The organism is uncultured Pseudophaeobacter sp., from assembly GCA_905479575.1.
In the GTDB taxonomy this organism is placed as follows: Bacteria; Pseudomonadota; Alphaproteobacteria; order Rhodobacterales; family Rhodobacteraceae; genus Pseudophaeobacter.
In genome coordinates this window covers 1-26330 of sequence record CAJQNB010000063.1, presented here as the reverse complement: position 1 = coordinate 26330, position 26330 = coordinate 1, and the positions used below count along the sequence as shown (strand labels likewise).

The window sequence follows — 26330 nt, the reverse complement described above, 5'->3', positions numbered from 1 at the left end:
ACGGATTTCAGGGGGCCTCGGCCAGTGGCTCGTGAATATCGAGCCGCCGCACATAAAGCCCTGCGGCCAAAGCGCAGATACTCGACAGTAAAATGATCGACAGCACCATGAAGGGCGCGTTCGACGGCGTCACCAGAACGCCTGTCACGGTTGTCATCACCGCCCCCAGCCCCACCGTAATGGCCCCCGACAGGCCAGAGGCACTGCCCGCCAGGTGAGGCCGCACCGACATCAATCCGGCACTGGCATTGGCCACTGTCAGCCCGTTGCCAAATCCAACCGCAATCGCGGCGCCAAAAAACACCGGGATCGTCCCCAGCCCCGTCAGAAACAGGGCCAGGCCAATCAGTGGTCCGATTACGGCTGCAAACCGCCCCGCCAGCACCAATGTGATCAACGGCACCCGGTTGGCCAACGCGCCGGTGGCAAAATTTCCGACCATGAAGCCCCCGGTGATGATACCGATACCCAGCCCCAACTGTGCCGGGTTCAGATCAAACCAGGCCGCTGCCACCAGGGGGGCGCCGGTGATAAAGGCGTAAAAACCACCGATGGAGAAGGCGAGGCAGAAGCTATATCCCCAAAAGCGGCGCGAGGCCAAAAGCTCTGGGTAGCTGCGCATCTGCGCGCCAAAGGTGGTAGAGCGCTGATGGTTGGTCTCCCCCCAATCGCACCAGCTGAGCGCCAACACGCCAAACCCCAAAATAGCATAAAGCACAAAACTGGAGCGCCAGCCAAACAGCATGTCCAATGCCCCGCCCAGCATCGGTCCAAACATCGGCGCCAAAGCCATGGCCATGGTGACATAGCCAAGCTTGCTGGCGGCCTCGGATGTCGAATGCATATCGCGAATGGTGGCGCGTGACAAAACCTGCCCGGCAACCACCGCGCCCTGTATCATGCGAAACCCAAGGAACACCCAAACAGATTGTGCTAGCACGCAGCCAATCGAGGCCAGCGTAAAAATCAACATCGAGCCCAGCAAAATGGGACGTCGCCCAAAACGGTCAGACAGCGGCCCCATGAGCAGCTGCAGAACCGCGGAGATGCCCAGATAACCTGCCAGGGCCAGGTTCACCACGCCGTAGCTGCTGTCAAAATCTTCAGTGATCCGCGCCAGCGAGGGCAGAAACATGTTCAGTGACAATACCGCCAGGGCGGTGGCAAAAATCAATGTTATGAGATGGGGATCTTTCTCTGCGGCCCGCATAAAATCACCTGAATACTGTAGTTTAGACTGAGAAATAGCCAATAACGGCTTCTGCGCAAATGGTCTGCATCGAAACTTCCAGCATTCCTGGGTAAAAGACCAGATACAAAGCGCACTTGCCCACTCCCATATACCGGCGACGAGTGTTTGAGACGCGGGGCGCTTAGAGGTCTGATCTGCTGTGGGCGCCAGATCGCCGCCGCTGAGATGGCCCACAACAGCACGGATACGCATTGACAAGGCGCGGTGACTGCGACAGTGGATGAGCCCATGCTAAGTATTCGCGATATCACCTATTCGGTTGAAGGCCGCCCTCTGTTCGAAGAGGCCAGTGCCACCATTCCCAATGGCCATAAAGTTGGTCTTGTGGGGCGCAACGGCACCGGCAAAACAACCCTGTTTCGCCTTATTCGCGGCGAGTTGGCGCTTGAAACCGGTGCCATAACCCTGCCGTCAAAGGCGCAGATTGGCGGCATCGCCCAAGAGGCGCCCTCTTCCAATGTGTCGCTGATCGACACCGTGCTGGCAGCCGCTACCGAACGCGCCGCACTGATGGCAGAGGCCGAGACCGCCACCGATCCGACACGCATTGCCGAGGTGCAGACCCGTTTGGCAGATATTGATGCCTGGTCCGCCGAGGCCCGCGCCGCCTCGATCCTCAAAGGTCTGGGTTTTGACGAAGAGGCGCAGCAGCGGCCCTGCTCTGATTTTTCGGGCGGCTGGCGCATGCGGGTCGCCCTGGCGGCGGTGCTGTTTTCCGAGCCTGATCTGTTGCTGCTGGATGAACCCACCAACTACCTTGACCTTGAGGGGGCGCTGTGGCTTGAGGCCTATCTGGTCAAATATCCCCATACCGTGATCATCATCAGCCACGACCGTGAGCTGCTGAACCGGTCGGTGGGCGGCATTCTGCATCTGGAGGATCGCCAACTGACCTATTACGGCGGCAACTACGACCAGTTCGCCCGCCAGCGCGCCGCCAACCGGGCCAATCAGGCCGCCCAGGCCAAGAAACAAGACGCACGGCGCGCCCACCTGCAGAGCTTTGTTGATCGCTTCAAGGCCAAGGCCAGCAAGGCCAAACAGGCGCAGAGCCGGGTGAAAATGCTGGAAAAGATGGAAACCATCCGCGCGCCCGAAGATGCCGCCCGCACCGTTTTCACCTTCCCGACGCCAGAAGAACTGTCGCCGCCCATTATTGCCACCGAAGGCGTCTCGGTTGGCTATGACGGCAAGGCGATCCTGAGCAAGCTGGACCTGCGCATCGATCAGGACGACCGCATTGCCCTGCTGGGCAAGAACGGTGAGGGCAAATCCACCCTGTCCAAAATGCTCTCGGCGCGGCTGGCCCCTATGGGCGGCAAGATGGCGCAATCGAGCAAATTGCGCATCGGCTTTTTTGCTCAGCATCAGGTGGATGAGCTCTATATTGATGAGACACCGTTGCAGCACCTGATCCGCGAGCGCCCCACTGAGGGCCAACCACGTCTGCGGGCGCGGCTGGCCGGATTCGGGCTGGGCGCCGATCAGGCTGACACCGCTGTGGGCCGCCTGTCTGGGGGGCAAAAGGCGCGTCTGTCCTTGCTGTTGGCGACATTGGATGCCCCACATCTTTTGATCCTCGATGAGCCGACCAACCACCTGGACATCGAAAGCCGCGAGGCCCTGGTTGAGGCCCTGACCGCCTATACTGGTGCGGTGATCCTGGTCAGCCACGATATGCACCTGCTCAGCCTGGTAGCAGACCGGCTGTGGCTGGTGTCAAAGGGTACAGTGAAACCCTATGAGGGCGATCTCGCCTCTTATCGGTCCTTGTTGCTGGAAAAAGACAAACCAGCCCCCAAAGACAAGCCGGTCAAGAAGGAAAAGCCAAAGCCAGCACGCCCCTCGCGGGATGCAATCCTGGCGCTGCGCAAGGAAGCGCGCAAATCCGAAGAGCGTGTCACCAAGCTGACCCAGATGAAAGACAAGCTGGATACCAAGCTGGCAGACCCAGAGCTTTACGAACCCGAGAAAAAAGACGAGGCTCGGGTTTGGCAGGGTAAACATGCCGAGGTCATCACCGCGCTGGAACGGGCGGAGCTGCTATGGATGCGCGCCCTGGAAAAACTTGAAAAAGCTGAGGCTCTATGATCGACACTGCCTTTTTGATCACCTCTTTTGTGACGCTCTTTGTGATCATTGATCCTATTGGGCTCACACCGATCTTTTTGGCACTTACCCAGGGGGCAACCCCGCACGAGCGGCGCTCCATTGCGCTGCGCGCCGCCCTGACGGCGATGTGCCTGCTGGCGCTCTTTACCGCCTTTGGCGAGGCGGTCTTGGGGTTTGCAGGCATTTCCATGGCTGCATTCCGAGTGGCTGGCGGCGTTTTGCTGTTTCTTACCGCGTTGGACATGTTGTTCGAGCGCCGCACCAAGCGGCGGGAAAATCAGGGAGAAGAGGCTGTTGAGGCCGATGATCCCTCCGTTTTCCCCCTGTCGATCCCGCTAATCGCGGGCCCTGGATCCATCGCAACGGTGATCCTGCTGGCCGGGCAAAAACCGGGGCTTGAAGGCTTTGCCCTGGTGATGGCTGTGGTCTTTGCAGTGCTGACCGTGATGTTGACCATGTTTTTGGCCTCTGGCCTGTTTGAGCGTGCCCTTGGCAAGACCGGCATCAATGTGGTGACCCGTCTGCTGGGGATGCTGCTCGCTGCCCTGTCGGTGCAGTTTGTGCTGGATGGTCTGCGTGATTTTGGCTTTGCCAGCTAGACCGACGTTTGCGCCACAAAAGGAAGGCACGCGAGATCCATGGAAGACCTAGATTATGGGCGCCTGCTCTATCTTTTGTTACTGCTCTGTGCGGTTGGCTCCTGGGTCTTTGTGCAAACGCGACAAAACCTCAGTACAACGCTGCAACAGATGGCGATTTGGGTCTTTATCTTTCTGGGGGTTATCGCCGGTTACGGGCTTTGGGACGACATTCGCCAAACCGTACGGCCGCAACAATCGGTGATGAGCGAGGCCGGACGCGTCACCGTGCCGCGTTCTCAGGATGGTCATTACTACCTCACGCTGATGGTGAACGGGGCCAGGGTGGAGTTTCTGGTGGATACCGGCGCAAGCGAAGTCGTGCTCAGCACCCAGGACGCGCGCCGGGCAGGATTTGATCCAGAAAAGCTGGCCTATTTGGGGCGCGCCAGTACGGCAAATGGCATTGTGCAGACCGCATCTGTCCGGGTTGATGAGCTGGCCCTGGGCGAGATCCGAGATCGCAATCTGCGGGTCTCTGTTACCCGGGGGGAAATGGATAAATCCCTGCTGGGTATGACCTATTTACAGCGATGGTCCAGCATTGAGATCCGCAATGGGGCGCTGGTGCTTACCCGCTGATCCGCCGCAGGGCTGGTGACACTTGCCGCCTCAAGCCTCTGCTTTCTTTTCCCAACGCCCTGATTCTTCGGACCAATATTGGGCAGAACACCCCGCGCCTGTCAGGTTCTTCCATTGTCCGCGCGCCTGCTGAACCGCATCCGGGTCGGTGCCGTCAAACAGAATGCAGACACGTTCCAGCGCTTGCACCTCCTCAGGGGTCACCGCCGCGCCATCGACGGTCATCAAACAGTCCGGCGCATTAGCGCTTTCGGTTGTAGTGGTCAGCAAAATGGGCTGCAGCGCATCATGGGGGCCGCCCGCCAGGCCGTGCGCCAGAAAACTATCGGCACTGCCCTGCCAGAGGGTGTCATCCAGCCAGCTCATCCGGTCTGCCTGCTGGCCCCGTACCGCGATGCGCCAGCCTGCACCGCGCGCCTTTTGCAGCAAAACCGGAAGGGTTTCCTGCAAGGGGCGGCGGGTCAGGTGATAGAAATAGGCAGCGCCCATGGTCGGCCTATTCCGCTTCGAACTTATCATGCACCAGGCGGTCCAAGGCCATGACACCCCAGCCTGTGGCACCTTTGGGCGCGTAACTTGTCGCAGATGTCACCGAGGCAACACCGGCAATATCCAAGTGAATCCAGGGCATATCTTCCTTGATAAAGCGTTTGAGGAACTGCGCCGCAGTGATCGAGCCTGCAGGGCGGCCACCCACGTTTTTCATATCGGCAATCCGCGATTTCAGCTGATCGTCATAGCCCTGCCCAAGCGGCAGGCGCCAGGCGCCTTCATCACTGGCTTTGGCCGCCTTTAGGAAGCCGTTGCACAGGGGATCGTCATTTGAAAAAACACCCGCGTTTTCATGGCCCAAGCCAATGATCACCGCGCCGGTCAGGGTGGCCAGATCGATGACGCCACAGGGTTTGAACCGCTCCTGCGCGTACCACAGCACATCACAGAGCACCAAGCGCCCCTCGGCATCGGTATTGATCACCTCTACCGTGTCGCCCTTCATGGATTTCACCACATCGCCGGGACGGGTGGCATTGCCCGAAGGCATGTTTTCCACCAGACCAACCAGCCCCACCACATTGGCGCGGGCCTTGCGCAGGGCCAGCGCCTTCATGGTGCCGACAACCACACCGGCGCCGCCCATGTCCATGGTCATGTCTTCCATGCCTGCGGCGGGCTTGAGCGAGATTCCACCAGTGTCAAACACCACGCCCTTCCCGACCAAGGCCAGTGGTGCCTCGCCTTTGGCCCCGCCTTTCCAGTTCATGATTGCAACCTTGGAGGGGCTGTCCGAGCCCTGCCCGACACACAGCAGTGCCCCCATGCCAAGCTCTTGCAGCTGCGATTCATCCAGGATTTCGACCTCAAGCCCAATCTCAGACATGTCTTCGATCCGGCGGGCGAATTCGCTGGTGGTCAACACATTGGCGGGCTCATTGACCAGATCGCGGGTCATGTGAACGCCCTCCGCGACTGCGGCCAATGGGGCATAGGCGGCTGCCATTTCGTCATGGGCCTTGTGCGCAATGGTGATCTCGGGGGCGGATTTTGGCTCTTGCGCGGCCTTGTGCCGGTCAAATCCATAGCTGCGCAGCGCCATCCCCATCGCCAGCTCGGCGGCCTTTGGAATCGAACCCGCCATCACCGTCATGGTTTTCTGTGGCGCCGCAACGATCAGCTTGGCGCCGGCCTGGCGCGCCTCGATTGGGGTGATGCGCCGCGGCAAGACCAGAACATGCAGCGCTTCTGCCGCCATGCCTGTCGGCCAGGCCAGGGAAATCACTTTGCCCGGTTTGTGGTCTGCAAACTCCGGCGCCGCTATCAGCCGTGCAAGGGCGCCTTTGGTCAGGCGGTTGGCACTGCGCGCGGCCTGATCCATCACCCCTTCGGGGGTGACCAGAACCACAACATGGCCGGTCATCCCTGAAAGGGCCTTTGGGTCATAATCGGCAAAACGGATAGCGGGCAATGTGCGCATAATCTTGGGGCTCCTGTCGGAATGTGGTCTTGTTTTGATGAGACAATACGTAACCGCGGCTCTGTGCAATAGCCAGCCCCCAAGCGGCCGACCGGGCCAGCGGAAAGGGGAACCCCAGCCACCCTGCTTTGCAAACCTCCGCCAACCGATGATAGGCCGACAAAATTACGCAGTTAGCAGTTTTCCCCGTGAAACAATTCCTCTAAGGTTCCGCAAAACGATACTGGCAGGGTCTGGGGGGATCGAATGTCACGCTTTGACAGATATGTCCTGTCGCAATACCTGCTGTTTTTCAGCTTTTTTGCGCTCATTCTTGTTGCGGTCTTCTGGGTCAACCGGGCCGTTGTGCTGTTTGACCGGCTGATTGGTGACGGCCAGACGGCAATTGTCTTTTTGGAATTCACCGCCCTCACCCTGCCCAACCTGATCCGCATGGTGCTGCCTGTGGCGGTCTTTGCCGCTGCGGTCTGGGTGACCAACCGGCTGCAAAGCGAAAGTGAGCTGACCGTTCTGCAGGCCACCGGCACTAGCCCCTGGCAAATGGCACGGCCGGCCCTGGGTTTTGGGTTGATCACAGCGCTGATGATGTCTGTTCTGACCCATTTCCTGCTGCCCAGCTCGATCGGCCAACTGGCACTGCGCGAGCAGGAGATTTCGCGAAATGTTACCGCCAAACTATTGACTGAGGGGCATTTTCTGCACCCGGCCAAGGGCGTGACCTTCTACATCCGGCAGATCGATTCCAATGGGACACTCAATGACGTCTTTCTGTCTGACCGCCGCGATCCAAATCAAAGCATGACCTATACCGGTGCGCGTGCTTTTCTGGTGCGTGACGAGGGCAAAACCCACCTGATCATGGTCAACGGAATGGCGCAGCGCCTCGACAATCGAACAAAGCAGATGTCCACCACCAATTTTTCTGACTTCTCCTATGACATCAGCTCCCTAGTCAACAAAAGCACGATAACACAGCGCAATATCCGCGAGATTTCCAGTTGGGAACTGCTGCGAAACCGGGAGGACATCAACCTCTCTGAAGGCTACAGCCTGGGCGCACTGGCAGAGGAATTCCACCTGCGCTTTGCCCGCGCATTGATCTGTATCGCGGTGGCACTGATTGGATTCTCTGCGCTGATGATCGGGTCACACTCCCGGTTTGGCGTTTGGCGGCAGGCGCTGCTGGCCTTTTTGTTGTTGATCATCGTCGAAGGCCTGCGGGGGGTTGTGTCGGAGCCGGTGCGAACGAATCCCGATCTGTGGCCGCTCATTTACCTGCCTGCCCTGATTGGCCTGGTGATTGCAGTTGGTTTTCTGCAACTGGCAGCGCATCCACTGGCCACGCGTCGCCGGGCGCGCCGGACCGTAGCGCCCCTACAAACTGGCCGCCAGGAGACCGGATCATGAAGCTGGATCTGTATTATGCCCGACGGTTCTTGCAATGGTTTGCAGTGATCTGTGGCGTGTTGATGACCCTGGTTATTCTCATCGACCTGAATGAACAAATCCGCCGGTTTGATGCCTATGATGTGAGCGCTGGAAAAATTGTCGGCCTTACGCTTCTCAATGCCCCTGCAGCGCTCAGCGAGTTCCTGCCGCTGATTATGATCCTGACCACCATTGTGTTGTTTGTCGGTCTTGCCCGCAGCAGCGAGTTGGTGGTGACACGGGCGATTGGCCGTTCAGGCATTCGTGCGCTGGCGGCGCCGGTTCTGGTGGCCGGGTTGCTGGGGCTACTGGCGGTGAGCACCCTGAACCCGATTGTTGCAGCGACCACCAACCTATCCAAAAGCCTGGCCGACACCTATCGCACCGGCGGCCCCTCGGCCCTGTCGCTTTCTGGAGAGGGGCTGTGGCTACGCCAGGGGGGGGGCAACGGTCAGTCCGTAATCCATGCCAGCTCTTACGGCGGCGGGCGCGACGACATTGTGCTCTATGATGTCACCATCCTTGCCTATGCGCCCCGTGGTGGCCCAATCCGGCAAATCATTGCCGAAACCGCCCGGCTGGACGGAGATGAATGGCTGCTGCACAAGGCCAAGGCCTGGCATATGACGGCAGGTCTCAACCCTGAAAGATCTGCCGCCACCCATGATACCCTGCGGATACCGACCTCGTTGACGCAGGACCGCATTCGCGACACGCTGGGATCGGCGGATGGCATTTCGGTCTATGATCTGCCAACCACCATTCGCGATCTCGCCGAAGCTGGCTTTGCCACCAAACGCTATCAAGTCTGGTACCAGGTAGAACTGGCCCGGCCCCTGTTCCTGATTGCGATGGTACTGGTTGGTGCCGCCTTTACCATGCGCCACACCCGGTTTGGCGGAACCGGCCTTGCCGTGCTCACTGCTGTGTTATTAGGCTTTGGACTGTACTTTATACGAAATTTTGCGCAGATTCTGGGTGAGAATGGCCAGATTCCGGTGGCCCTGGCCGCCTGGGCTCCGCCGGTTGCCTCAATACTGCTGACGATGGGACTACTATTACATGCTGAGGACGGATAATATGCGCCGCGCCCTATTGCTCTCGGTGGTCTTGCCCTGGCTGGCCATCACCTCTCCTGCGGCAGCGCAGCAAAACGGACCTGCGCCTGCGGCGGCGCAGCCTGCCATACTGGTTGCGGATCAGTTGTTTATCACCCCCGATCGGCAATTGATCGCAAAAGGAAATGTCGAGGCGTTCCAAGGCGATGTCCGGCTACAGGCGCAACGGGTCATCTTTGAAGAGAGCTCTGGCACCCTGCAAATCGAAGGCCCGATCCGCATCGATCAGGGCGGCGATGTGACCATTCTCGCCAATGCCGCCGAACTGGACCGGAGCCTGCGCGACGGGCTTTTGACCGGGGCGCGGATGATCTTTAAGCAGCAGTTGCAGCTGGCATCCCTGCAAATGACACGCGTGGGCGGTCGCTATACGCAGCTCTACAAAACCTCGGTGACCTCGTGCCATGTCTGCGAAGATGGCAAGCCGCCGCTTTGGCAGATCCGCGCCGGACGGGTCATCCATGACCAGGTTGAACAGCAGCTCTATTTTGAAAACGCCCAGGTCAGAATTCTGGATGTTCCGGTGTTTTACTTCCCCGCCGTGCGTCTGCCGGATCCCAACCTAAAGCGCACCAGCGGTTTTCTGGTGCCCTCAACCCGGACCACCTCGAACCTCGGGACCGGGATCAAAGTTCCTTATTTCTTCACGCTGGGCGACAGCCGAGATCTGACCCTGTCGCCCTATCTTTCCGGCAGCACCAGAACCCTGGAGGCCCGTTATCGCCAGGCCTTTCGGCATGGCACTATAGAGCTCGAAGGGGCCTATACCCGCGATGACCTGCAGCGAGGCGAAGACCGCGGGTATCTTTTTGCGACGGGCCTGTTTGAGCTGCCACGGGATTTCCAGCTGGAGTTTGACCTCAAGACGGTTTCGGATGACGCCTATATTGCGGATTACAGCCTGCCCGACCTTGACCGCCTGCGCTCCGAAGTCACCCTGACACGATCCACCCGGGACCGCCTGCTGCACGCGGCGCTGACCAACTTTAAAACCCTGCGCGACAGCGAAGATCAGGATCTCATCCCGTCGTCCATCGGCGAGGTTTATTTTCAAAAGCGCTATTTCCCGACCTCCATTGGCGGTGAAACCCGGCTCACACTCGAAGCCCACGGTCACAACCGCACCTCAGATCAGGAAGGCAACCTGACCACCACCAACGGACGCGACCACGGGCGTGTCACCGCAGACCTCGATTGGCGCCGCAGTTGGCAATTGGCCGGTGGGGTTCTGCTGGAATGGGAGATCGGATCGGCAATTGATGGGTTTACCACCTATGACGATTCCTACTTTTCCGAACACAGTTCGCGCCTTACCCCCAGATCCGCGCTCACCCTGCGCCTGCCCATGTCCAAAACGGACGCCAGCGGCGCTGCCCAGTTCTTTGAACCCATTGTGCAACTGGGCTGGAGCAATGTGATCGGTGACAGCGTTGCCCAGGACGAAAGCAACTATGTGGAATTTGACCAGGCCAATCTGTTGTCCCTGTCGCGGTTCCCGGCCTCAGACGCGCGTGAAGACGGGCTGGCTCTCGCCTATGGCTTCAACTGGGCGCGCTTTGCCACCAGTGGTTGGCAGTCCTATGCAACTGTGGGCCAAGTCATCCGCCAGGACGCTGACACCCGTTTTACCAAAACCTCCGGACTGGGGGGCACCACCTCGGACCTGCTGTTGGCGGGGCAATTGAAATTCAACGACGGCATCGCCCTCACGGCGCGTGGCTTGCTGAATGATTCCCTGAACTTTTCCAAAGCGGAGCTGCGTGGGGATTGGTACCGCGATGCGCTGGCCATTTCAGGCAGCTATCTCTGGCTTGGCAGCGACCCAAATGAAAACCGGATTACCGAAACCTCTGAGATCTGGTTTGATGGCTCTTATGAGGTCTCGACCAGCTGGAAAGCCAGCGCCAGCCTGCGCTATGATATTTCCGATGCGCGGGCCACGCGGGCAGGACTTGGCCTAGCCTACAGCAACGAGTGCGTAACGGTCGACCTTTCAGTAAACCGTCGCTATACCTCGACAACAAGCGTAGATCCCTCAACGGATTTTGGGTTTTCAATTTCCATGAACGGATTCTCAGTCAATAACAGTAGCAAACAGTACAGGCGATCATGCAGACAATCTTGACCCAGGCCTTCTCGGCGTCCTTGATCCGAAGCCTTTCCAAAGCGACGGTGGCTCTTACTTTAGGCCTGGCGCTCTCTTCAACAGCGGCCCCAGTGGCTGCCCAGGGGCTATTTTCGCCCGCAGTGACCGTCGACAGCGCAGTGATTACGCAGTACGAATTGCAACAGCGCGCGTTGTTCATGGGCGTTTTGCGGACGCCTGGCAACCCAGAGATCATGGCCCGCGAAGAGCTTATCAAAGACCGGCTCAAGATGGCTGAACTTGACCGGGTTGGCATTTCTCCATCAGAGGAAGACATTACCGCAGGCATGACGGAACTTGCCGGGCGGGCTAATTTGTCACTCAATGAATTCCTGACCGTTCTCAAACAGTCCGGGATTGAGCCAGAGACAGTACGCGATTCTACCAAGGTGGGCATAGGCTGGCGCGAATATGTGAGCGGACGGTTCCTATCCCGGGCACGTCCCACAGAGGTGGAAATTGACCGTGCGATGGGCCAGGCCGGATCAGGTGGGGTGCAGGTTCTGCTTTCCGAATTGATCGTGCCAATCAACGAACAGAATGCGGAGCAGGTCCAAAACCTGACCGATCAGGTTGGGGAAATAACCAGTTTTGCGGCCTTTTCTTCGGCCGCTACCCAATATTCGGCCTCAGACAGCCGGAACAATGGCGGCCGCTTGCCCTGGATGAACTTGACCAAACTGCCACCGCAGCTGCAACCCGTTGTTCTTGCGCTTGACCCAGGCGAGATCACTGAGCCCCTGCCGTTGCAGGGGGCCGTGGCGATGTTCCAGATGCGCGGCGTGCGCGAAGTGACCGGCAGTCGCCAGACCTATTCTGCGATCGACTACGCCAGCTATTACCTCCCCGGTGGCCGCAACGCCGAAACCCTGGCCCAGGCCCAGAAGATTGCGGATAGCCTCGACACCTGTGAGGACCTTTACGGCGTCGCAAAGGACCAGGACCCGAGCGTTCTGGACCGCCAAAGCCTGGTGCCCGCAGAAATTCCTCAGGATATCGGGATTGAGCTGGCCAAGCTGGACCCAAATGAGATTTCCCTGTCTCTCACCCGCAACCAGGGCCAAACACTGGTTTTGTTGATGCTTTGCGGTCGCACTGCACAGCTGGGCGAAGGCGAATCTCGTGAAACCGTCGCCAACGCCCTGACGAACCAACGGCTGACCTCTTTGGCGGACAGCTTTCTGGAACAGCTTCGGGCGGACGCCCTGATCATCGAAAAATGATCTGTTCCGGTCTCCTGCCGCGCCCAATCGCACTCAGCTGCGGGGAGCCCGCCGGGATTGGTCCTGAGATCACCGTTAAAGCCTGGCAGCTCTTGAAAAAGAGCTGCCCGTTTTTTTGGATTGGGGATCCACGCCACCTGCCAGACGACACCCCTGTTGCGCTGATCAAAACGCCTGATGAGGCCACGGACCTCTGCGCACAGGCGCTACCGGTTTTGCCTTTGCAGTTTGCAGGATCCGCCACCAAGGGCGAAGCTGATCCCAAAAATGCGCCAGGGGTGGTGCAGTCCATTGAACGCGGTGTTGAACTGGTTCAATCGGGTGCGGCCTCAGCGCTGTGTACCGCGCCGATACACAAAAAGGCGCTGATTGATGGAGCGCAGTTTGCCTTTCCCGGCCATACCGAGTTTCTGGCTCATCTGGCAGGCCGCAGCCGCGTGGTGATGATGCTGGCCAGCCCGGCCCTGCGGGTGGTTCCCGCCACCATCCATATCGCCCTGAGCGAGGTCCCACGCACCCTCACCCCAGAGCTGCTGCGTGAGGTGATCGCTATCACTGCCCAGGGCCTGCAAACCCAGTTTGGCATTGCCCATCCCCGAATTGCGGTTGCGGGGTTGAACCCCCATGCGGGTGAAGGTGGCGCCATGGGCCAGGAAGAGCTGGCGTGGATCAATGATCTTGTCAGCGAATTGAACTCGGATCAGCTTACGCTTACCGGGCCCCATCCGGCGGATACCCTGTTTCATGCCCGCGCCCGCGCCCGCTATGATGCGGCCATCTGCATGTATCACGATCAGGCGCTGATCCCGATCAAAACGCTGGATTTTGATCGCGGCGTCAATGTCACCCTGGGCCTGCCTTTTATCCGTACCTCACCAGATCATGGCACCGCCTTTGATATTGCAGGCACGGGCCAGGCTAATCCATCCAGTCTCATCGAGGCGCTGAAACTGGCTCAGAGCATGGCACAGCGCAGCACCCAACAGGGGGTGACAAAGGCGTCATCCCCTTGACGGCTCTCAGCCGACTGCCTATCCCTCCCCCACCCTTTCTTTGACTGGCGCCCCGCAAGGCCGCGCGCCCTGGACATACCGCAATGAGCGCCATCGACTCCCTGCCTCCCCTGCGTGAGGTCATCGACACCCATCAGCTGCTGGCGCGTAAATCGCTGGGGCAGAACTTTCTGCTGGATCTCAACCTCACCTCAAAAATCGCCCGCCAAGCCGGCGATCTCAGCGAATGTGACGTGCTGGAGATTGGCCCCGGTCCCGGTGGCTTGACCCGTGGGTTGCTTGCCGAAGGCGCCCGCCGGGTTCTGGCGGTAGAAAAAGACAGCCGTTGCATGCCTGCACTGGCAGAAATAGCCGAGGCCTATCCAGGCAGGCTGGAGCTGATCAATGGTGACGCACTTGACGTGGATCCGCTGGCGCATCTCACCCCGCCGGTTCGGATTGCAGCCAATCTTCCCTATAATGTCGGCACCGAACTGCTGGTGCGCTGGCTCACCCCCAAGGACTGGCCGCCCTTCTGGCAAAGCCTCACCCTGATGTTTCAACGCGAGGTCGCCGAACGGATCGTCGCCCAACCCGGCACCAAGGCCTATGGCCGTCTGGCGCTCTTGGCGCAGTGGCGCGCGGATGCGCAGATTGTCCTCTCACTGCCCCCCGAAGCCTTCAGCCCGCCTCCCAAGGTCCATAGCGCGGTTGTGCATCTCACCGCGCTGGAACAGCCGCGCTTTCCTGCGGATGCCGCCACCCTGTCCCGGGTAGTCGCAGCGGGCTTTAATCAGCGCCGCAAAATGCTGCGCGCCAGCCTCAAAAGCGTGGCACCGGGAATTGAGGACCACCTAAAAGCCGCAGGTATTGCCCCAACCGAACGGGCCGAACAGGTCAGCCTGGAAGAGTTCTGCGCCCTGGCCCGCAGCATCAAACCGCTGGACTGACCGGCACGGCCACTGCCCCACAGCTGCTCTTATAGCTCACAAAAAACCGGCCTTCAGATGAAGGCCGGTTTTTTATTTCGATCCAGTGGTCAAGAATATTAACTGGAATTATTCGGCCGCTTCCGGTGCATCCTCGGGCTTTGGCTTGGGCTTTCTGGCCCGGGGTGCACGCTTTGGTTTGGCTTCTTTGTCAGTCTCTGCTGCAGCAGGGGCCTCGCCCTCGGCGGCTGGCGCTGCCGTTGCATCACCGCTGGGTTTTGCAGCCGCTGGTTTGCGTCCGCGCGGCTTGCGGGGCGCTGGTTTTTTCGGCGCGTCAGCGGGCGACTGCCCTTTGCTTTCTGGTGTGTCCACCAGGCCGCTGTCCTGACCGCTGCCTGCGCCCGCATCACGCGGGTCAATCACATCAGGCTGCGGCGCATTGGCCGGATCCTGACGGGGCGCATCCTGCCGTGTAGCGGCATCGCTCTGGTTCTCAGCACTGGGCTGACCAGATTGAGGCTGTTGATGACGCGCAGACTGGGGCTGGGATTGGGGCTGGGATTGGGGCTGCTGTTGCGCCTGATTGGCGGTTGCTTCCCGCTCCTGACGCTCAAGCCGTTCAGCCCGCTCGCGGTCACGGTCAGCTTGCCGTTCGCGGTTCTGGCGTTCCTGATCTTCCCGGCGGGCATCAATTTCGCGCTGTGCTTCGTTCAGAAGACGCAGGTAATGCTCCGCATGCTGCTGGAAGTTCTCAGCGGCGACCCGGTCATTGCTGAGCTGCGCATCGCGTGTCAGCTGGTTGTATTTATCAATGATCTGCTGCGGAGTCCCGCGCACCTTGCCCTCTGGGCCGGAGCTGTCGAAGACGCGATTTACAACATTGACCCCATTGGGGCGGTTCCGGTTCGACTTGGAACGCGAACGTGATTTTGACGATCTCATATGCCTAACGTCAGCCTTAAATTACATGTGTCCTGGATCTACTTCAGCGCTTCATTACGCCGGATGATCGACTATTTTGGGCTTGGTGTCGCTGGGAGGTAGAGTAACCTCACCGTTTTTGAGCGACACTTTGAGTAACCACTTTCTATGGCCCCAGACAAGGGGCGCACCTCATATTTCGTGAAGTTTCTTTCAAAAACACAAATTTTCGCACAAAAAAGCCAGATCAGGCTCCATTTCGGGCAAAAACAACCCGGTCGCGTCCGTCAAGATCCGGGAGGATTGCGATATGCGTCAATCCGGCCTGCTGCAGCATTGCGGCGACGGCCGGCCCCTGTGTTGGGCCAATTTCCAAACACAACCGCCCGCCGGGGCGCAGATGTGCCCCCACCCCAGCGGCAAGCGCGCGGTAGGATGCCAAGCCGTCACCGCCATCCGTCAGGGCAAGATCTGGCTCATGCTCGCGCACCTCTGGCGACAGATCTGCCATCTCATCCAGCGCGATATAGGGCGGGTTCGAGACGATCAAATCAAAGCTGCCGGTGACATTTGAAAACCAGTCCGATTGTTGGATGTCGATGCGGGCCTCGACCCGGTGCAGAAGCGCATTGGCACTGGCCTGCAGGCAGGCGGCCTCGCTCAGGTCTACCCCCAGCCCGGTGGCCTGCGGGGTCTCTGCCAGCAGCGTCACCAGAATACAGCCAGAGCCAAGCCCCAGATCCAGCACCCGCTCAAAAGGCTGCGCCAGAGCGACCTCGATCAGGGTTTCGGTTTCCGGGCGCGGGTCCAGCACATCCTTTGAGACTTTGAACCGGCGGCCGTAGAACTCCCGCTCGCCCAGCAAATGCGACACCGGCACCCGGACCGCCCGCAACGCAATAAGCTGCTCGTAGCGCTCTGCCACATCGGGATCGAGTTCTTCAGGGGCAATCAGTGTCACCCGGCTGGCTTCGATCCGGGCGGCGTGGGCCAGCAGAAGGCGCGCATCCCGGGCCGGATCATCGACCCCAGCAGCCCGCAACCGGGCTGCGGCAAAGGCCATGGCCTGAGCCGCCGTCAGGACCTGAACCGAACTCATTGAACTGGCCTGTTCATTCACTGTCCCATTTCAGCCAATAGACGCGCCTGATTATCAGCGGTAAGCGCGTCGATGATTTCATCCAAATCCCCCTGCAGGATCTGATCCAGCTTATAAAGCGTCAGGTTGATACGATGGTCAGACATGCGCCCCTGTGGGAAATTATAGGTGCGGATCCGTTCCGAGCGATCCCCCGACCCTACCTGGCTGGCCCGATCCGCAGAGCGTTCGCCATCTATGCGCTGACGTTCCAGATCATAAAGCCGCGCCCGCAGCACCTGCATGGCAATCTCGCGGTTTCGGTGCTGCGATTTTTCGGCGCTGACCACCATGACCCCGGTGGGAATATGGGTAATGCGCACGGCGGAATCGGTGGTGTTAACGTGCTGCCCACCGGCACCAGAGGCCCGCATGGTATCAATGCGGATATCGCCTGGGTCGATCTGCACATCGACCTCCTGCGCTTCCGGCAGCACTGCCACCGTCGCCGCAGAGGTGTGGATACGGCCACCGCTTTCGGTCACTGGGACACGTTGCACCCGGTGCACGCCGCTTTCATATTTCATCCGCGCAAAGACGTTTTCGCCCTTGATATGCGCCACGACCTCTTTGATGCCGCCCAGCTCGGTGGCCTGTTCTTCAATGATCTCGAACTTCCAGCCGCGCGCCTCGGCATAGCGCTGATACATGCGCAGCAGGTCGCCCGCAAAAAGCGCCGCCTCATCGCCGCCGGTGCCGGGACGGATCTCCAGCATCGCAGGGCGCGCATCTGCGGCATCTTTGGGCAGGAGCGCCAGTTGCAAGGCCTCCTCCGCAACGGGCAGAGCCGCCTTGAGCTGGGGGATTTCATCCTCCGCCAGCTCCTTCATATCCGGGTCTGACAGCATGGCCTCAGCATCATCCAGATCTGTCAGCAGCTGGCGATAGGCGGTAATTTGTTCTGCAACCGGTTTGATCTCGGAATACTCACGCGCCAGATCTGCGATCTCAGCACCGCTGACACCCTCTGCCATTGCGGCTTCAAGATACTGAAACCGTTGCAGGATCTGCTCTAGCCGCTCTTCGGGGATCATCCGTGCCTCATTCTCATTCGGGGTGCTGTGCTGCCGCTTTGGCAGCCTGTTGTTTCTGTGATATGCTAGCTACATGCAACATGCCAGAGCCCTTATCACATTCGCACTAATCCTGGCGGCAAGCCCGGGACTGGCAGATGTGGTTGGTCCCGGCGGCAAGGTGATCGACTGTTATTGCACCGACAAAAGCGGCGCGCGGGTCGATCTGGGTGAAATGCGCTGCCTGGATGTCGATGGGCGGCAGTTTCTGGCCCAATGCCAAATGTCGCTCAACGTGCCGATGTGGCGGGAAGTGCAGGCCAATTGCCTGTCAGCCAAACTACAGCAGCCTGACCAGCAAAGGCCTTTGCCGACGTCCTATTCCCTGGCACAGGCCCAGCTGCCTGATCTCTGATCTAGCACTTGCGACATGCCCCACTATGATCGTGTGGATGGCCCCTGGCCTCGCTGTCGTTGTGGGCTAGTCCTGGGGTCTGGGCATCAGCGATAACCAGCCATCAATGCGTGACTTGTTAGCACCAAGGTCAGAGCGACCAAACCGCAAGCGCGCGTAGACCTTTAGCAAATCACCGTCCTGACGGGCGGTGGTGTAATCGGGAAATCCAATGACCTTGGTGCGGGTCACATAGGTGGCCATCCCTTCTTCGACAGATCCTGTCAAAAGTTTTGTCCGCGGGGCTGCGCTGGCGATGCGGTCAAAGTCGTGCAGGCCCTCAGGCCCGGTGCGCACAACCTTAAAAACGCCGCCCCGAAACTCCTTGTCCTCTGACAGTTCCGGCTGGGTGTTCCAATCAAAGGGATCAACCGGTGCCAATCGGATAAAGCCGACAACCACCACGGCAGCTGCCAGCACAATCCAAATCAACATCATTATCTTTCCCATGGTCGCCCCGCCCTCTTCTTTGCGCCTACCCCCAAAGTGAGAGATCGTCAGAGAAGAGCTTAGCGCGACTTGACCCCTGGAAGAACGCACATCATCTCGTAAAGCAAATTAGCCGCAGTCAGGGCTGTATTGCCTGAGGTGTCATAGGGCGGCGAAACCTCCACCAGATCACAGCCCACGATGTTCAACCCCTTCATGGCGCGGATCAACTCCAGCGCCTGCGGAGTGGTCAAGCCGCCAATTTCCGGTGTGCCGGTGCCAGGCGCATAGGCTGGGTCCAGACTGTCGATGTCATAGGTGATATAAACCGGGCGGGCGCCAATATCGCGGCGGATCTCAGCGCCCATATTGTGCAGTTGCCGCCCCCAGAGCTCCTGGGCGGGAAACTGTTGAAAGCCCCAGCCCTGTGCCTCGGTGAAGTCATTCGCGCCGTAGCCGGTGCCACGAATGCCAATCTGGTAGGTCTTATCTGCGACGATCAAGCCTTCCTCATAGGCACGACGAAACACCGTGCCGTGGGTTTCGCGTTCGCCAAACATATCATCATTCACATCCGCATGGGCATCCACATGGACCAGCGCGACAGGACCATATTTGGCGGCAATCGCCCGCAGAATTGGCAGGGTAATCGAATGATCGCCGCCCATCGCCATCGGAATCACACTGCCCGACAGGATCGCCTGATAGCTTTCCTCGATGATGCGCAGGGATTCTTTCAGAGAAAAGGTATTGATCGCCAGATCGCCAATGTCCCCCGCATTCAGGCTGTCAAAGGGTGCCGCTCCTGTGGCCATGTTATAGGGACGCAGCATGGCGCTCTCGCTGCGAATTTGTTTGGGGCCAAAACGGGTGCCGGACCGCCAGGAGGTTCCGATATCCATCGGCACCCCCAGAAAGGCCACGTCCAGACCTTCGAGCGAGGTCGCCTGCGGCAGGCGCATAAAGGTGCTTGGCCCGGAAAACCGCGCCAGATCATTGCCACTAATCGGTTGATTAAACTCAGCCATTTTCTCTCATATTCCAGCCCAGGAGGCAGATAATTTCCATTGCAACATGGGCCCCGGCAATTGCAGTCGCCCCGGTGGTGTCAAACGGAGGCGAGACCTCCACCACGTCACCGCCTTTGATATTGATCCCGGCGATCTCGCGCAAGATGCGAGCCGCCTGCGCAGAGGTAAGACCGCCCCAGACAGGGGTGCCAGTGCCCGGTGCATAGGCAGGGTCCAAGCCGTCGATATCAAAGCTGAGGTAACAGGGCCGATCCCCGAGGATGGTTTTGATCCGGGCCGCGGTTTCAACCGGGCCAATTTCATGCACGGTTGCCGCATCAATGATATTGACCCCCAGACTGTCCTCATTGGTGGTGCGGATGCCCACCTGCACCGAGGTGGCCGGATCAACGATGCCTGATTTCACCGCCTTGTAGAACATGGTGCCATGATCGACGCGGGTAAAATCATCATCCGGCCAGGTGTCTGTATGGGCATCAAACTGCAATAGAGAGATAGGGCCGTATTTCTCGGCATAGGCCTTGAGGATCGGAAAACTGATGTAGTGATCTCCGCCCAGCGTCACTGAGGCGGTATCGCTCGCAAGAATACCGCGCATGTGATTGCGCAGCGTATCCGGGAAAGCCGCCACATTCGCATAGTCAAAGGCCAGATCGCCATAGTCGACAATGGCCAGTTCACTCAGCGGATCATAGCCCCAGCCATAGGGGGCATCCGGGCTTTGCAATGCCGACGCCTCGCGGATTGCCCGTGGCCCCAAACGGGTGCCCGGGCGATTGGTGACGGCCTGATCAAAGGGCACACCGGTTACCGCGATATCCGCAACACTCAGGTCTTTGCTATAGCGACGACGCGCAAAAGACAGCGCCCCGCCAAAGGTATTTTCAAAGCTAAGCCCCGTCAGCTCCTCGCGCGTGAAGGCCTGATCGACCTGTGTTTTTGCATCTTCCAGTGCCATTTACCCACCCCCTTTGCATTTCCCGCCCCGGCGGCGCCAAGCAAGTGAAACCGAGACGCCCAGACCAGAACGGTCAATTTTGATCATATTGCAAAGCCGGGATAGCCATTTTTAGAGCTCCTGTCACCTCAGCACCTGCTCCGACCGCCGCAAAGCCTGGCTCCAGCCAACTACGGACCGGCTTTGCGCCTATCCCAGAGGCTGCGCCCGCTCCACCACACGTGCAAAGAAGGAGGCCCCAATTGGGGCGATATCATCGTTGAAATTGTACTTCGGGTGATGCAGGCCTGCGCTTTCGCCCTGGCCCAGGAAAAGATAGGCACCGGGACGCGCGTTCAGCATATATGAGAAATCCTCGGCGCCCATTTCACGGCCGCCATCAGCCTCAACGTTTTCTGGCCCTGATACCTCCCCCGCGACCTCGGCTGCAAACCCCGCCTTGGCGGCGTCATTGATGGTCGCCGGATATCCGACCTCATAGTTCAATTCAGCTGTCACACCATAGCTCGCCGCCTGCCCCGCAACGATCTCCTCCATGCGGCGCATGACCATGGCCTGCACCTGCGGATTGAAAGTGCGCACCGTGCCATTGATATAGGCGGTATCCGGGATCACATTGTCCACGGTTCCGGTATGAATTTGCGTCACCGAGACCACCAGATCCTCAAGCGTGTGATGGTTGCGGCTGATGATGGTTTGCAGCGCCTGGGCAATGCCACAGGCCGCCATCACCGGATCGCGGGTCTCATGCGGCATCGCCCCGTGGCCACCAACGCCTTGAATATGAATGTGAAACGTATCCACGGCCGCCATCAACGCACCGGGCGTGGTCACAAAGCTGCCCACAGGCAATCCCGGCGCATTGTGCAGGGCATAGACTTCGCCAATATCAAAGCGCTCCATGATGCCTTCCTCGACCATGATCCGGGCGCCGCCAATGGCCTCTTCGGCGGGTTGAAAAATCAACGCCACCCGGCCAGAGAAGTTGCGCGTCTCCGCCAGATATTTGGCCGCCCCCAGCAGCATGGTCGTATGACCGTCATGGCCACAGGCATGCATGTTGCCCGCATGCTGCGAAGCATAGTCAACGCCGGTTTCTTCGGGGATGGGCAGCGCGTCCATATCGGCGCGCAATCCAATTGTCGGCCCCTGCCCCGCCGTGTTGCCCTGGCCATTGATGATGGCCACCATGCCAGAGGTGGCAATACCTTCGTGCAGCTCATCCACGCCAATCTCGCGCAGACGCTCCGCCACATAGGCAGCTGTCTTGGGCAGATCCAACGCCAATTCGGGGATCTGATGCAGATGCTGACGCCAGGTCTTCATCTCGGGGGCAAAATCAGCAATGCGGTTCACGACGGCCATGGGGTGGACTCCTGTGCGAGGATCGGGATTGATGCATCTGACACAGGAACAAGAGAGGCTGCAATGCCCGAAACACCGCCACCACCGCCTTTCGACATGGCATTGATACAAAACAAAACCGCTGGGATCGAGCGGCTGCTTGCAATCATGCAGGCCCTGCGCGACCCCAGCCACGGCTGCCCTTGGGATCTGGAGCAGGATTTTGCCTCCATCGCCCCCTATACCATCGAGGAAGCCTACGAGGTCGCCGACGCAATTGAGCGCCAGGCCTGGGATGAGCTGAAGGGCGAGTTGGGCGATTTGTTGTTCCAATCCGTCTTTCATGCCCAAATGGCTACTGAGGCCGGGCATTTTACCTTTCAGGATGTGGTCACCACCATGTCCAACAAAATGGTTTCGCGGCACCCGCATGTCTTTGGCAATGAAACCCGCGACAAAAGCGCAGACCAACAAACCGCCGACTGGGAGGCCATCAAGGCGGCCGAACGGGCAGGCAAGCAGGAAACCGGCACTTTGGACGGTGTCGCCGTGGGTCTGCCGGCCCTGCTGCGGGCCTACAAGTTGCAAAAGCGCGCCGCCCGCGTTGGTTTTGACTGGCCCGCGGTTGACCAGGTCATCGCCAAAATCGCCGAAGAAAGCGGCGAACTGGCTGAGGCCCGCGCCGAGTTGAGCCAGGTGGAGGTCGAAGAGGAATTTGGCGATCTGATGTTTGTCATGGCCAATCTTGGCCGCCACCTGGGGGTTGAGCCCGAAGCAGCCCTGCGCAAAGCCAATGCCAAATTCATCCGCCGCTTTGAAGGCGTCGAGGCCAAACTGGCCCTACTGGGAAAACGCCCCGAAGACAGCGACCTGGCGGAAATGGATGCGCTGTGGGATGCCGTAAAGGCTGACGAGAGAACGTCAGACTGACCGCCGCGTCATCTTTCCCAAAACAATCAAAATCCGCGCGCCTCACCAGCGCGCGGCTGGACATTTCCAGTCGCCACTGCAACGCTCACCTTTTACCACAGGACCCCGCATATGACTGCCCGCAAAGTAATAATCGACACCGACCCCGGACAGGACGATGCCGTCGCGCTGCTGCTGGCCCTGGCCAGCCCTGATGACGTTAATGTGCTGGGCATTACCTGCGTTGCCGGCAATGTGCCGCTGCCGCTGACCCATAAAAATGCCCGCATCATCTGCGAGGTCGCAGGCCGCACCGATGTCCCGGTCTTTGCCGGTCGTGCGGCGCCGCTGTCGCGCCCCCTGGTCACCGCCGAAGAGGTGCATGGCAAAACAGGGCTGGATGGCCCCGAACTGTTTGAACCAACACTGCCGCTGCAGGATCAGGATGGCGTGGCATTCATCATCGACACCCTGCGACGTGAACCGGCTGGCTCGGTGACGCTTTGTCCGCTGGGACCGCTCAGCAATATTGCCGCCGCCTTTCAGGCCGCGCCGGATATCATTGAGCGCGTGCAAGAAGTGGTTCTGATGGGGGGCGCCTATTTTGAGGTCGGCAATGTCACGCCCGCGGCTGAGTTCAACATCTATGTCGACCCGGAAGCTGCTGACATTGTGCTGAAATCCGGCATTCAAATCACCATGATGCCACTGGATGTCACCCACAAGGCCCTGACCACCCGCCCCCGTATTGAGGCGCTGCGGGCCCTGGGTAATCGTGCGGGGTCTTTCACTGCAGAAATGCTCGATTTCTTTGAGCGGTTCGACATGGAGAAATATGGCTCTGACGGTGGCCCGCTGCATGACCCCTGCGTGATTGCCTATCTGATCCAGCCCGAATTGTTTTCAGGCCGCCAGATCAACGTCGAGATTGAAACCCAGTCAGAGCTCACTCTTGGTATGACCGTCGCCGACTGGTGGGGCGTCACCACGCGCCCGCCCAATGCGCTGTTCATCGGTGATCTGGACGCCGAAGGGTTCTTTACCCTCATCACTGACCGTCTGGCCCGGTTGTGAGCGCCGCCCTGCATCTGGCCCGCCCTGAGCATCTGGAAAAGCTGCTCACCATGGTGGAGGCCTTCCATGTGGAAGAAGGCCTGGACACCAGCCCAGAACAGCGCCGTGCCGGGATTGAACCGCTGCTGGAGGGCATCCCCTATGGTGCGGTTTATATCATCGGCCCCACCCGTGCCCCCATCGGCTATATCGTAGTCACCTTTGGCTGGTCGGTGGAGTTTGGTGGCATGGATGGCTTTGTCGATGAGATCTATATCCGCCCGCCGGTGCGCGGCCGGGGGCTCGCCTCTGAGGTGCTGATCGAACTGCCCAAGACCCTGGCCCAGGCCGGGATCAAGGCGTTGCACCTGGAGGTGGACCGGGAGAATGAGCAGGCCCAGAGACTGTACCAGCGCACCCGGTTCCAGCCCCGTGACAGATACATGTTGATGACCAAGGTCTTATGACCCTGCGCAAATCTGTCAGAGCAAAATCTTTCAGGAAGTGCTTGTAATCATAAACGAATTGTATGTTGACCCCGACGTTTGACCAGTGTTACCGAGCTCAGGCTGAAAAACGTGTGGCTGGTTCGGTTATCCCAGCCCTTGCATTGATAGGGTCTATACAGGGCCAACAATGTCAGAGTTAGTTGGGCCATAGGCCCAAACCCGCAGCAGCTCCCTCTTCGGGGTGCTGCGGAACTGCGCCAAGGCCATCCCGTTGCATCCCGCTTTATACAGAAAACAGGAATGCCAAGCATGAGCCAACTTCAATCGCCCCAGCCTCCCCAATCCAAGTCCGTCATAGTTCTGGCGCAGTTCTTTATCGCCTTTATGATGGCGCTCCTTATGACCGGAATTTTCACGGCCTTTCCAATGCACTTTACCTCTGGATGGATAGGGCTCTGGATGAACCGATTCATGACCGCAATGCCTATCGCCTTTGTTTTATCCTTAGCCGTCGGCCCCCTGGCATTCAAAATGTCGGCCATAACGCACCAGTACCTGCGGCGAGTTTCGTGAAGCTTTCTCAACAAAAAAGCCCTGTGTCACGAGACACAGGGCTTGGCTATTTTCATTGAACTCAGCCGGGCTATGCAGAAAGCTTTAGCCGGATCGTAGAATAATCACCCCTTCAGGATCGAGCGGCCTGCGTATTCTGCCACTTCGCCCAGCACTTCTTCGATACGGATCAGCTGGTTGTATTTCGCCAGCCGGTCAGAACGCGCCAGCGAGCCGGTTTTGATCTGGCCACAGTTGGTGGCAACCGCGAGGTCTGCAATGGTGGCGTCCTCGGTCTCCCCCGAGCGGTGGGACATCACATTGGTGAAGCCTGCACGGTGGGCCATATCTACAGCCTTCAGCGTCTCGGTCAGCGTGCCGATCTGGTTCACTTTGACCAGCATGGAGTTGGCGCTGCCGCGCTGGATGCCTTCGGCCAGACGCGCCGGGTTGGTGACAAAAAGATCGTCGCCAACCAGCTGCACCTTGTCACCGATGGCGTCGGTCAGCGCCTTCCAGCCGTCCCAGTCGTCTTCGCCCATGCCATCCTCGATCGAGATGATCGGGTAGTCATTCACCAGCGCCGCCAGATAGTCGACGTTCTCGGCTGAGGACAGAACCTTGCCCTCACCGGACAACACATATTTGCCGTCCTTATAGTATTCAGTGGCGGCGCAATCCAGCGCCAGATAGATTTCCTCGCCGGGGCGGTAGCCTGCCTTTTCGATGGATTTCAGAACAAAATCAAGCGCCTCACGGGTGGAAGCAATGTTGGGGGCAAAGCCACCCTCATCCCCGATTCCGGTGGACAGACCTGCAGCGGACAGCTCTTTCTTCAGGGTGTGGAACACCTCGGCGCCCATGCGCACGGCCTCGCGGATATTGTCCGCAGCCACTGGCATGATCATGAACTCCTGAATGTCGATGGGGTTGTCGGCATGTTCCCCACCATTGATGATGTTCATCATCGGCACTGGCAGAACACGGGCAGAGGTGCCCCCCACATAGCGAAACAGCGGCTGGGTGGTGAAATCAGCGGCGGCCTTGGCCACGGCCATGGAAACACCGAGGATCGCATTCGCCCCCAGACGCGCCTTGTTTGGCGTCCCGTCCAGCTCAATCATCGCCCCGTCAACCGCAACCTGCTCGGTGGCGTCAAAGCCAACCAGCTCTTCGGCGATTTCACCGTTGACGGCGGCAACAGCTTCCAGCACGCCTTTGCCAAGGTAGCGGTCCTTGTCGCCGTCGCGACGTTCCACCGCCTCGTGAGCACCGGTAGAGGCGCCCGAGGGCACGGCGGCGCGGCCCATGGTGCCGTCTTCCAGCAGTACGTCGACCTCGACCGTAGGGTTGCCCCGGCTGTCCAGAATTTCACGGCCAATAATGTCGATGATAGTGCTCATTTTTCGTCCTTTTCAAGCGGTACACCAAACAGTTCCAGCCGGTGCCCTTTCAGTCGATAACCCAGTTTGCGGGCTATCTTTTCCTGTAATTCTTCGATTTCCTTGTCCACAAACTCAATGACCTGACCTGAGTTGATATCGATCAGATGATCATGATGGTCGCGGTCCGAAGATTCATACCGCGCACGCCCATCACCAAATTCATGCTTTTCCAGAAGATCAAAATCCTCGAACAGTTTCACCGTCCGATAAACCGTCGCCAGCGATATTTTTGGGTCGAGTTT

At 59.1% G+C, this 26330-nt stretch carries 26 protein-coding genes; 14 read left to right on the top strand and 12 right to left on the bottom strand.

Annotated elements, in window-relative coordinates; translation table 11 throughout:
• Positions 1 to 7: 7 nt before the first annotated feature.
• Complete coding sequence (locus tag QZ268_RS15705) at positions 8 to 1210, bottom strand: multidrug effflux MFS transporter (RefSeq protein ID WP_295454518.1); 1203 nt, start codon at positions 1208 to 1210, stop codon at positions 8 to 10.
• Between the two features lie 270 nt (positions 1211 to 1480).
• Here QZ268_RS15705 and QZ268_RS15700 point away from each other — a divergent pair, with 270 nt between their 5' ends.
• From QZ268_RS15700 to QZ268_RS15690, 3 genes are read left to right on the top strand one after another with little or no spacing between them, the layout of a single operon-like run.
• The gene (locus QZ268_RS15700; RefSeq protein ID WP_295454516.1) at positions 1481 to 3343 is read left to right on the top strand and encodes an ABC-F family ATP-binding cassette domain-containing protein; all 1863 of its coding nucleotides are present in this window, start codon (positions 1481 to 1483) and stop codon (positions 3341 to 3343) included.
• Entirely contained in the window at positions 3340 to 3963 is a 624-nt protein-coding gene (locus QZ268_RS15695; RefSeq protein ID WP_295454515.1) for a MarC family protein, read from the top strand. The genes QZ268_RS15700 and QZ268_RS15695 overlap by 4 nt, the downstream gene beginning before the upstream one ends.
• A gap of 39 nt (positions 3964 to 4002) precedes the next feature.
• Complete coding sequence (locus QZ268_RS15690) at positions 4003 to 4584, top strand: TIGR02281 family clan AA aspartic protease (protein ID WP_295454513.1); 582 nt, start codon at positions 4003 to 4005, stop codon at positions 4582 to 4584.
• A 30-nt stretch (positions 4585 to 4614) separates the two neighbouring features.
• Here the strand turns inward: QZ268_RS15690 and QZ268_RS15685 are convergent, their stop codons facing one another.
• Complete coding sequence (locus QZ268_RS15685) at positions 4615 to 5073, bottom strand: DNA polymerase III subunit chi (RefSeq protein WP_295454512.1); 459 nt, start codon at positions 5071 to 5073, stop codon at positions 4615 to 4617.
• Positions 5074 to 5080: 7 nt separating this feature from the next.
• On the bottom strand, positions 5081 to 6556 hold the full coding sequence (locus QZ268_RS15680; RefSeq protein ID WP_295454510.1) for a leucyl aminopeptidase: 1476 nt from the start codon (positions 6554 to 6556) through the stop codon (positions 5081 to 5083).
• Between the two features lie 246 nt (positions 6557 to 6802).
• Between QZ268_RS15680 and lptF the strand changes: the two genes are divergently transcribed.
• From lptF to rsmA, 6 genes are all read left to right on the top strand, one after another.
• Positions 6803 to 7963 (top strand): LPS export ABC transporter permease LptF, encoded by a 1161-nt coding sequence (gene lptF, locus QZ268_RS15675; protein WP_295454508.1) that lies wholly within the window; start codon positions 6803 to 6805, stop codon positions 7961 to 7963.
• Positions 7960 to 9063 (top strand): LPS export ABC transporter permease LptG, encoded by a 1104-nt coding sequence (lptG, locus tag QZ268_RS15670; RefSeq protein ID WP_295454506.1) that lies wholly within the window; start codon positions 7960 to 7962, stop codon positions 9061 to 9063. The genes lptF and lptG overlap by 4 nt, the downstream gene beginning before the upstream one ends.
• Position 9064: 1 nt before the next feature.
• The gene (gene lptD, locus QZ268_RS15665) at positions 9065 to 11227 is read left to right on the top strand and encodes an LPS assembly protein LptD (RefSeq protein WP_295454505.1); all 2163 of its coding nucleotides are present in this window, start codon (positions 9065 to 9067) and stop codon (positions 11225 to 11227) included.
• A complete protein-coding gene (locus QZ268_RS15660; RefSeq protein WP_295454503.1) occupies positions 11212 to 12471 on the top strand; it encodes a peptidylprolyl isomerase in 1260 nt (419 codons plus the stop codon). The genes lptD and QZ268_RS15660 overlap by 16 nt, the downstream gene beginning before the upstream one ends.
• Positions 12468 to 13484 (top strand): 4-hydroxythreonine-4-phosphate dehydrogenase PdxA, encoded by a 1017-nt coding sequence (gene pdxA, locus QZ268_RS15655; RefSeq protein ID WP_295454501.1) that lies wholly within the window; start codon positions 12468 to 12470, stop codon positions 13482 to 13484. Before QZ268_RS15660 ends, pdxA begins: the two co-directional genes overlap by 4 nt.
• An 83-nt stretch (positions 13485 to 13567) precedes the next feature.
• Positions 13568 to 14413, top strand: coding sequence for a 16S rRNA (adenine(1518)-N(6)/adenine(1519)-N(6))-dimethyltransferase RsmA (gene rsmA / locus QZ268_RS15650; protein WP_295454499.1), 846 nt, complete (start codon positions 13568 to 13570; stop codon positions 14411 to 14413).
• A 108-nt stretch (positions 14414 to 14521) separates the two neighbouring features.
• Here rsmA and QZ268_RS15645 read toward each other — a convergent pair whose 3' ends face one another.
• The 3 genes from QZ268_RS15645 to prfA form a co-directional block, all read right to left on the bottom strand.
• The gene (locus QZ268_RS15645; RefSeq protein WP_295454498.1) at positions 14522 to 15334 is read right to left on the bottom strand and encodes a DUF4167 domain-containing protein; all 813 of its coding nucleotides are present in this window, start codon (positions 15332 to 15334) and stop codon (positions 14522 to 14524) included.
• A 226-nt stretch (positions 15335 to 15560) separates the two neighbouring features.
• Entirely contained in the window at positions 15561 to 16412 is an 852-nt protein-coding gene (prmC, locus tag QZ268_RS15640; protein ID WP_295454496.1) for a peptide chain release factor N(5)-glutamine methyltransferase, read from the bottom strand.
• Positions 16413 to 16429: 17 nt separating this feature from the next.
• Complete coding sequence (gene prfA / locus QZ268_RS15635) at positions 16430 to 17485, bottom strand: peptide chain release factor 1 (protein WP_295454494.1); 1056 nt, start codon at positions 17483 to 17485, stop codon at positions 16430 to 16432.
• A gap of 73 nt (positions 17486 to 17558) precedes the next feature.
• On the opposite strand from prfA, the gene QZ268_RS15630 reads away from it, so the two are divergent.
• Positions 17559 to 17879 carry a hypothetical protein gene (locus QZ268_RS15630; RefSeq protein ID WP_295454492.1) on the top strand — a complete coding sequence of 107 codons (321 nt, stop codon included), beginning with the start codon at positions 17559 to 17561 and terminating at the stop codon, positions 17877 to 17879.
• A 66-nt stretch (positions 17880 to 17945) separates the two neighbouring features.
• Here QZ268_RS15630 and QZ268_RS15625 read toward each other — a convergent pair whose 3' ends face one another.
• From QZ268_RS15625 to QZ268_RS15610, 4 genes are all read right to left on the bottom strand, one after another.
• On the bottom strand, positions 17946 to 18368 hold the full coding sequence (locus QZ268_RS15625) for a DUF1499 domain-containing protein (RefSeq protein WP_295454491.1): 423 nt from the start codon (positions 18366 to 18368) through the stop codon (positions 17946 to 17948).
• A gap of 59 nt (positions 18369 to 18427) precedes the next feature.
• On the bottom strand, positions 18428 to 19375 hold the full coding sequence (gene speB, locus QZ268_RS15620; protein WP_295454489.1) for an agmatinase: 948 nt from the start codon (positions 19373 to 19375) through the stop codon (positions 18428 to 18430).
• Complete coding sequence (speB, locus tag QZ268_RS15615) at positions 19368 to 20336, bottom strand: agmatinase (protein WP_295454487.1); 969 nt, start codon at positions 20334 to 20336, stop codon at positions 19368 to 19370. Before speB (QZ268_RS15615) ends, speB (QZ268_RS15620) begins: the two co-directional genes overlap by 8 nt.
• 189 nt (positions 20337 to 20525) lie before the next feature.
• A complete protein-coding gene (locus tag QZ268_RS15610; protein ID WP_295454485.1) occupies positions 20526 to 21701 on the bottom strand; it encodes a M20 aminoacylase family protein in 1176 nt (391 codons plus the stop codon).
• 63 nt (positions 21702 to 21764) lie between these two features.
• On the opposite strand from QZ268_RS15610, the gene mazG reads away from it, so the two are divergent.
• The 4 genes from mazG (at position 21765) to QZ268_RS15590 (ending at position 24664) form a co-directional block, all read left to right on the top strand.
• On the top strand, positions 21765 to 22610 hold the full coding sequence (gene mazG, locus QZ268_RS15605; RefSeq protein ID WP_295454483.1) for a nucleoside triphosphate pyrophosphohydrolase: 846 nt from the start codon (positions 21765 to 21767) through the stop codon (positions 22608 to 22610).
• Positions 22611 to 22721: 111 nt separating this feature from the next.
• Positions 22722 to 23663 carry a nucleoside hydrolase gene (locus QZ268_RS15600; protein ID WP_295454481.1) on the top strand — a complete coding sequence of 314 codons (942 nt, stop codon included), beginning with the start codon at positions 22722 to 22724 and terminating at the stop codon, positions 23661 to 23663.
• Positions 23660 to 24109, top strand: coding sequence for a GNAT family N-acetyltransferase (locus tag QZ268_RS15595; protein ID WP_295454479.1), 450 nt, complete (start codon positions 23660 to 23662; stop codon positions 24107 to 24109). Before QZ268_RS15600 ends, QZ268_RS15595 begins: the two co-directional genes overlap by 4 nt.
• 291 nt (positions 24110 to 24400) lie before the next feature.
• Positions 24401 to 24664 (top strand): DUF2798 domain-containing protein, encoded by a 264-nt coding sequence (locus QZ268_RS15590; protein WP_295454478.1) that lies wholly within the window; start codon positions 24401 to 24403, stop codon positions 24662 to 24664.
• Between the two features lie 104 nt (positions 24665 to 24768).
• Here the strand turns inward: QZ268_RS15590 and eno are convergent, their stop codons facing one another.
• Positions 24769 to 26046 (bottom strand): phosphopyruvate hydratase, encoded by a 1278-nt coding sequence (eno, locus tag QZ268_RS15585; RefSeq protein WP_295454476.1) that lies wholly within the window; start codon positions 26044 to 26046, stop codon positions 24769 to 24771.
• The coding region (locus QZ268_RS15580; RefSeq protein ID WP_295454474.1) for a transcriptional repressor at positions 26043 to 26330 on the bottom strand (288 nt) is incomplete at its 5' end. The genes eno and QZ268_RS15580, both read right to left, overlap by 4 nt.

Excerpts from the sequence above, each read along its gene's own strand:
- lptF (WP_295454508.1), top strand. The coding sequence starts at position 6,803 with ATGTCACGCTTTGACAGATATGTCCTGTCGCAATACCTGCTGTTTTTC.
- QZ268_RS15600 (WP_295454481.1), top strand. The coding sequence starts at position 22,722 with ATGACTGCCCGCAAAGTAATAATCGACACCGACCCCGGACAGGACGAT.
- prfA (WP_295454494.1), bottom strand. The coding sequence starts at position 17,485 with ATGATCCCCGAAGAGCGGCTAGAGCAGATCCTGCAACGGTTTCAGTAT.
- QZ268_RS15695 (WP_295454515.1), top strand. The coding sequence starts at position 3,340 with ATGATCGACACTGCCTTTTTGATCACCTCTTTTGTGACGCTCTTTGTG.
- rsmA (WP_295454499.1), top strand. The coding sequence starts at position 13,568 with ATGAGCGCCATCGACTCCCTGCCTCCCCTGCGTGAGGTCATCGACACC.
- QZ268_RS15610 (WP_295454485.1), bottom strand. The coding sequence starts at position 21,701 with ATGGCCGTCGTGAACCGCATTGCTGATTTTGCCCCCGAGATGAAGACC.
- QZ268_RS15700 (WP_295454516.1), top strand. The coding sequence starts at position 1,481 with ATGCTAAGTATTCGCGATATCACCTATTCGGTTGAAGGCCGCCCTCTG.
- mazG (WP_295454483.1), top strand. The coding sequence starts at position 21,765 with ATGCCCGAAACACCGCCACCACCGCCTTTCGACATGGCATTGATACAA.
- QZ268_RS15685 (WP_295454512.1), bottom strand. The coding sequence starts at position 5,073 with ATGGGCGCTGCCTATTTCTATCACCTGACCCGCCGCCCCTTGCAGGAA.
- QZ268_RS15590 (WP_295454478.1), top strand. The coding sequence starts at position 24,401 with ATGAGCCAACTTCAATCGCCCCAGCCTCCCCAATCCAAGTCCGTCATA.
- speB (WP_295454487.1), bottom strand. The coding sequence starts at position 20,336 with ATGGCACTGGAAGATGCAAAAACACAGGTCGATCAGGCCTTCACGCGC.
- prmC (WP_295454496.1), bottom strand. The coding sequence starts at position 16,412 with ATGAGTTCGGTTCAGGTCCTGACGGCGGCTCAGGCCATGGCCTTTGCC.
- lptG (WP_295454506.1), top strand. The coding sequence starts at position 7,960 with ATGAAGCTGGATCTGTATTATGCCCGACGGTTCTTGCAATGGTTTGCA.
- QZ268_RS15630 (WP_295454492.1), top strand. The coding sequence starts at position 17,559 with ATGCAACATGCCAGAGCCCTTATCACATTCGCACTAATCCTGGCGGCA.
- speB (WP_295454489.1), bottom strand. The coding sequence starts at position 19,375 with ATGGCTGAGTTTAATCAACCGATTAGTGGCAATGATCTGGCGCGGTTT.
- QZ268_RS15660 (WP_295454503.1), top strand. The coding sequence starts at position 11,212 with ATGCAGACAATCTTGACCCAGGCCTTCTCGGCGTCCTTGATCCGAAGC.
- QZ268_RS15625 (WP_295454491.1), bottom strand. The coding sequence starts at position 18,368 with ATGGGAAAGATAATGATGTTGATTTGGATTGTGCTGGCAGCTGCCGTG.
- eno (WP_295454476.1), bottom strand. The coding sequence starts at position 26,046 with ATGAGCACTATCATCGACATTATTGGCCGTGAAATTCTGGACAGCCGG.
- pdxA (WP_295454501.1), top strand. The coding sequence starts at position 12,468 with ATGATCTGTTCCGGTCTCCTGCCGCGCCCAATCGCACTCAGCTGCGGG.
- QZ268_RS15690 (WP_295454513.1), top strand. The coding sequence starts at position 4,003 with ATGGAAGACCTAGATTATGGGCGCCTGCTCTATCTTTTGTTACTGCTC.
- lptD (WP_295454505.1), top strand. The coding sequence starts at position 9,065 with ATGCGCCGCGCCCTATTGCTCTCGGTGGTCTTGCCCTGGCTGGCCATC.
- QZ268_RS15645 (WP_295454498.1), bottom strand. The coding sequence starts at position 15,334 with ATGAGATCGTCAAAATCACGTTCGCGTTCCAAGTCGAACCGGAACCGC.
- QZ268_RS15680 (WP_295454510.1), bottom strand. The coding sequence starts at position 6,556 with ATGCGCACATTGCCCGCTATCCGTTTTGCCGATTATGACCCAAAGGCC.
- QZ268_RS15705 (WP_295454518.1), bottom strand. The coding sequence starts at position 1,210 with ATGCGGGCCGCAGAGAAAGATCCCCATCTCATAACATTGATTTTTGCC.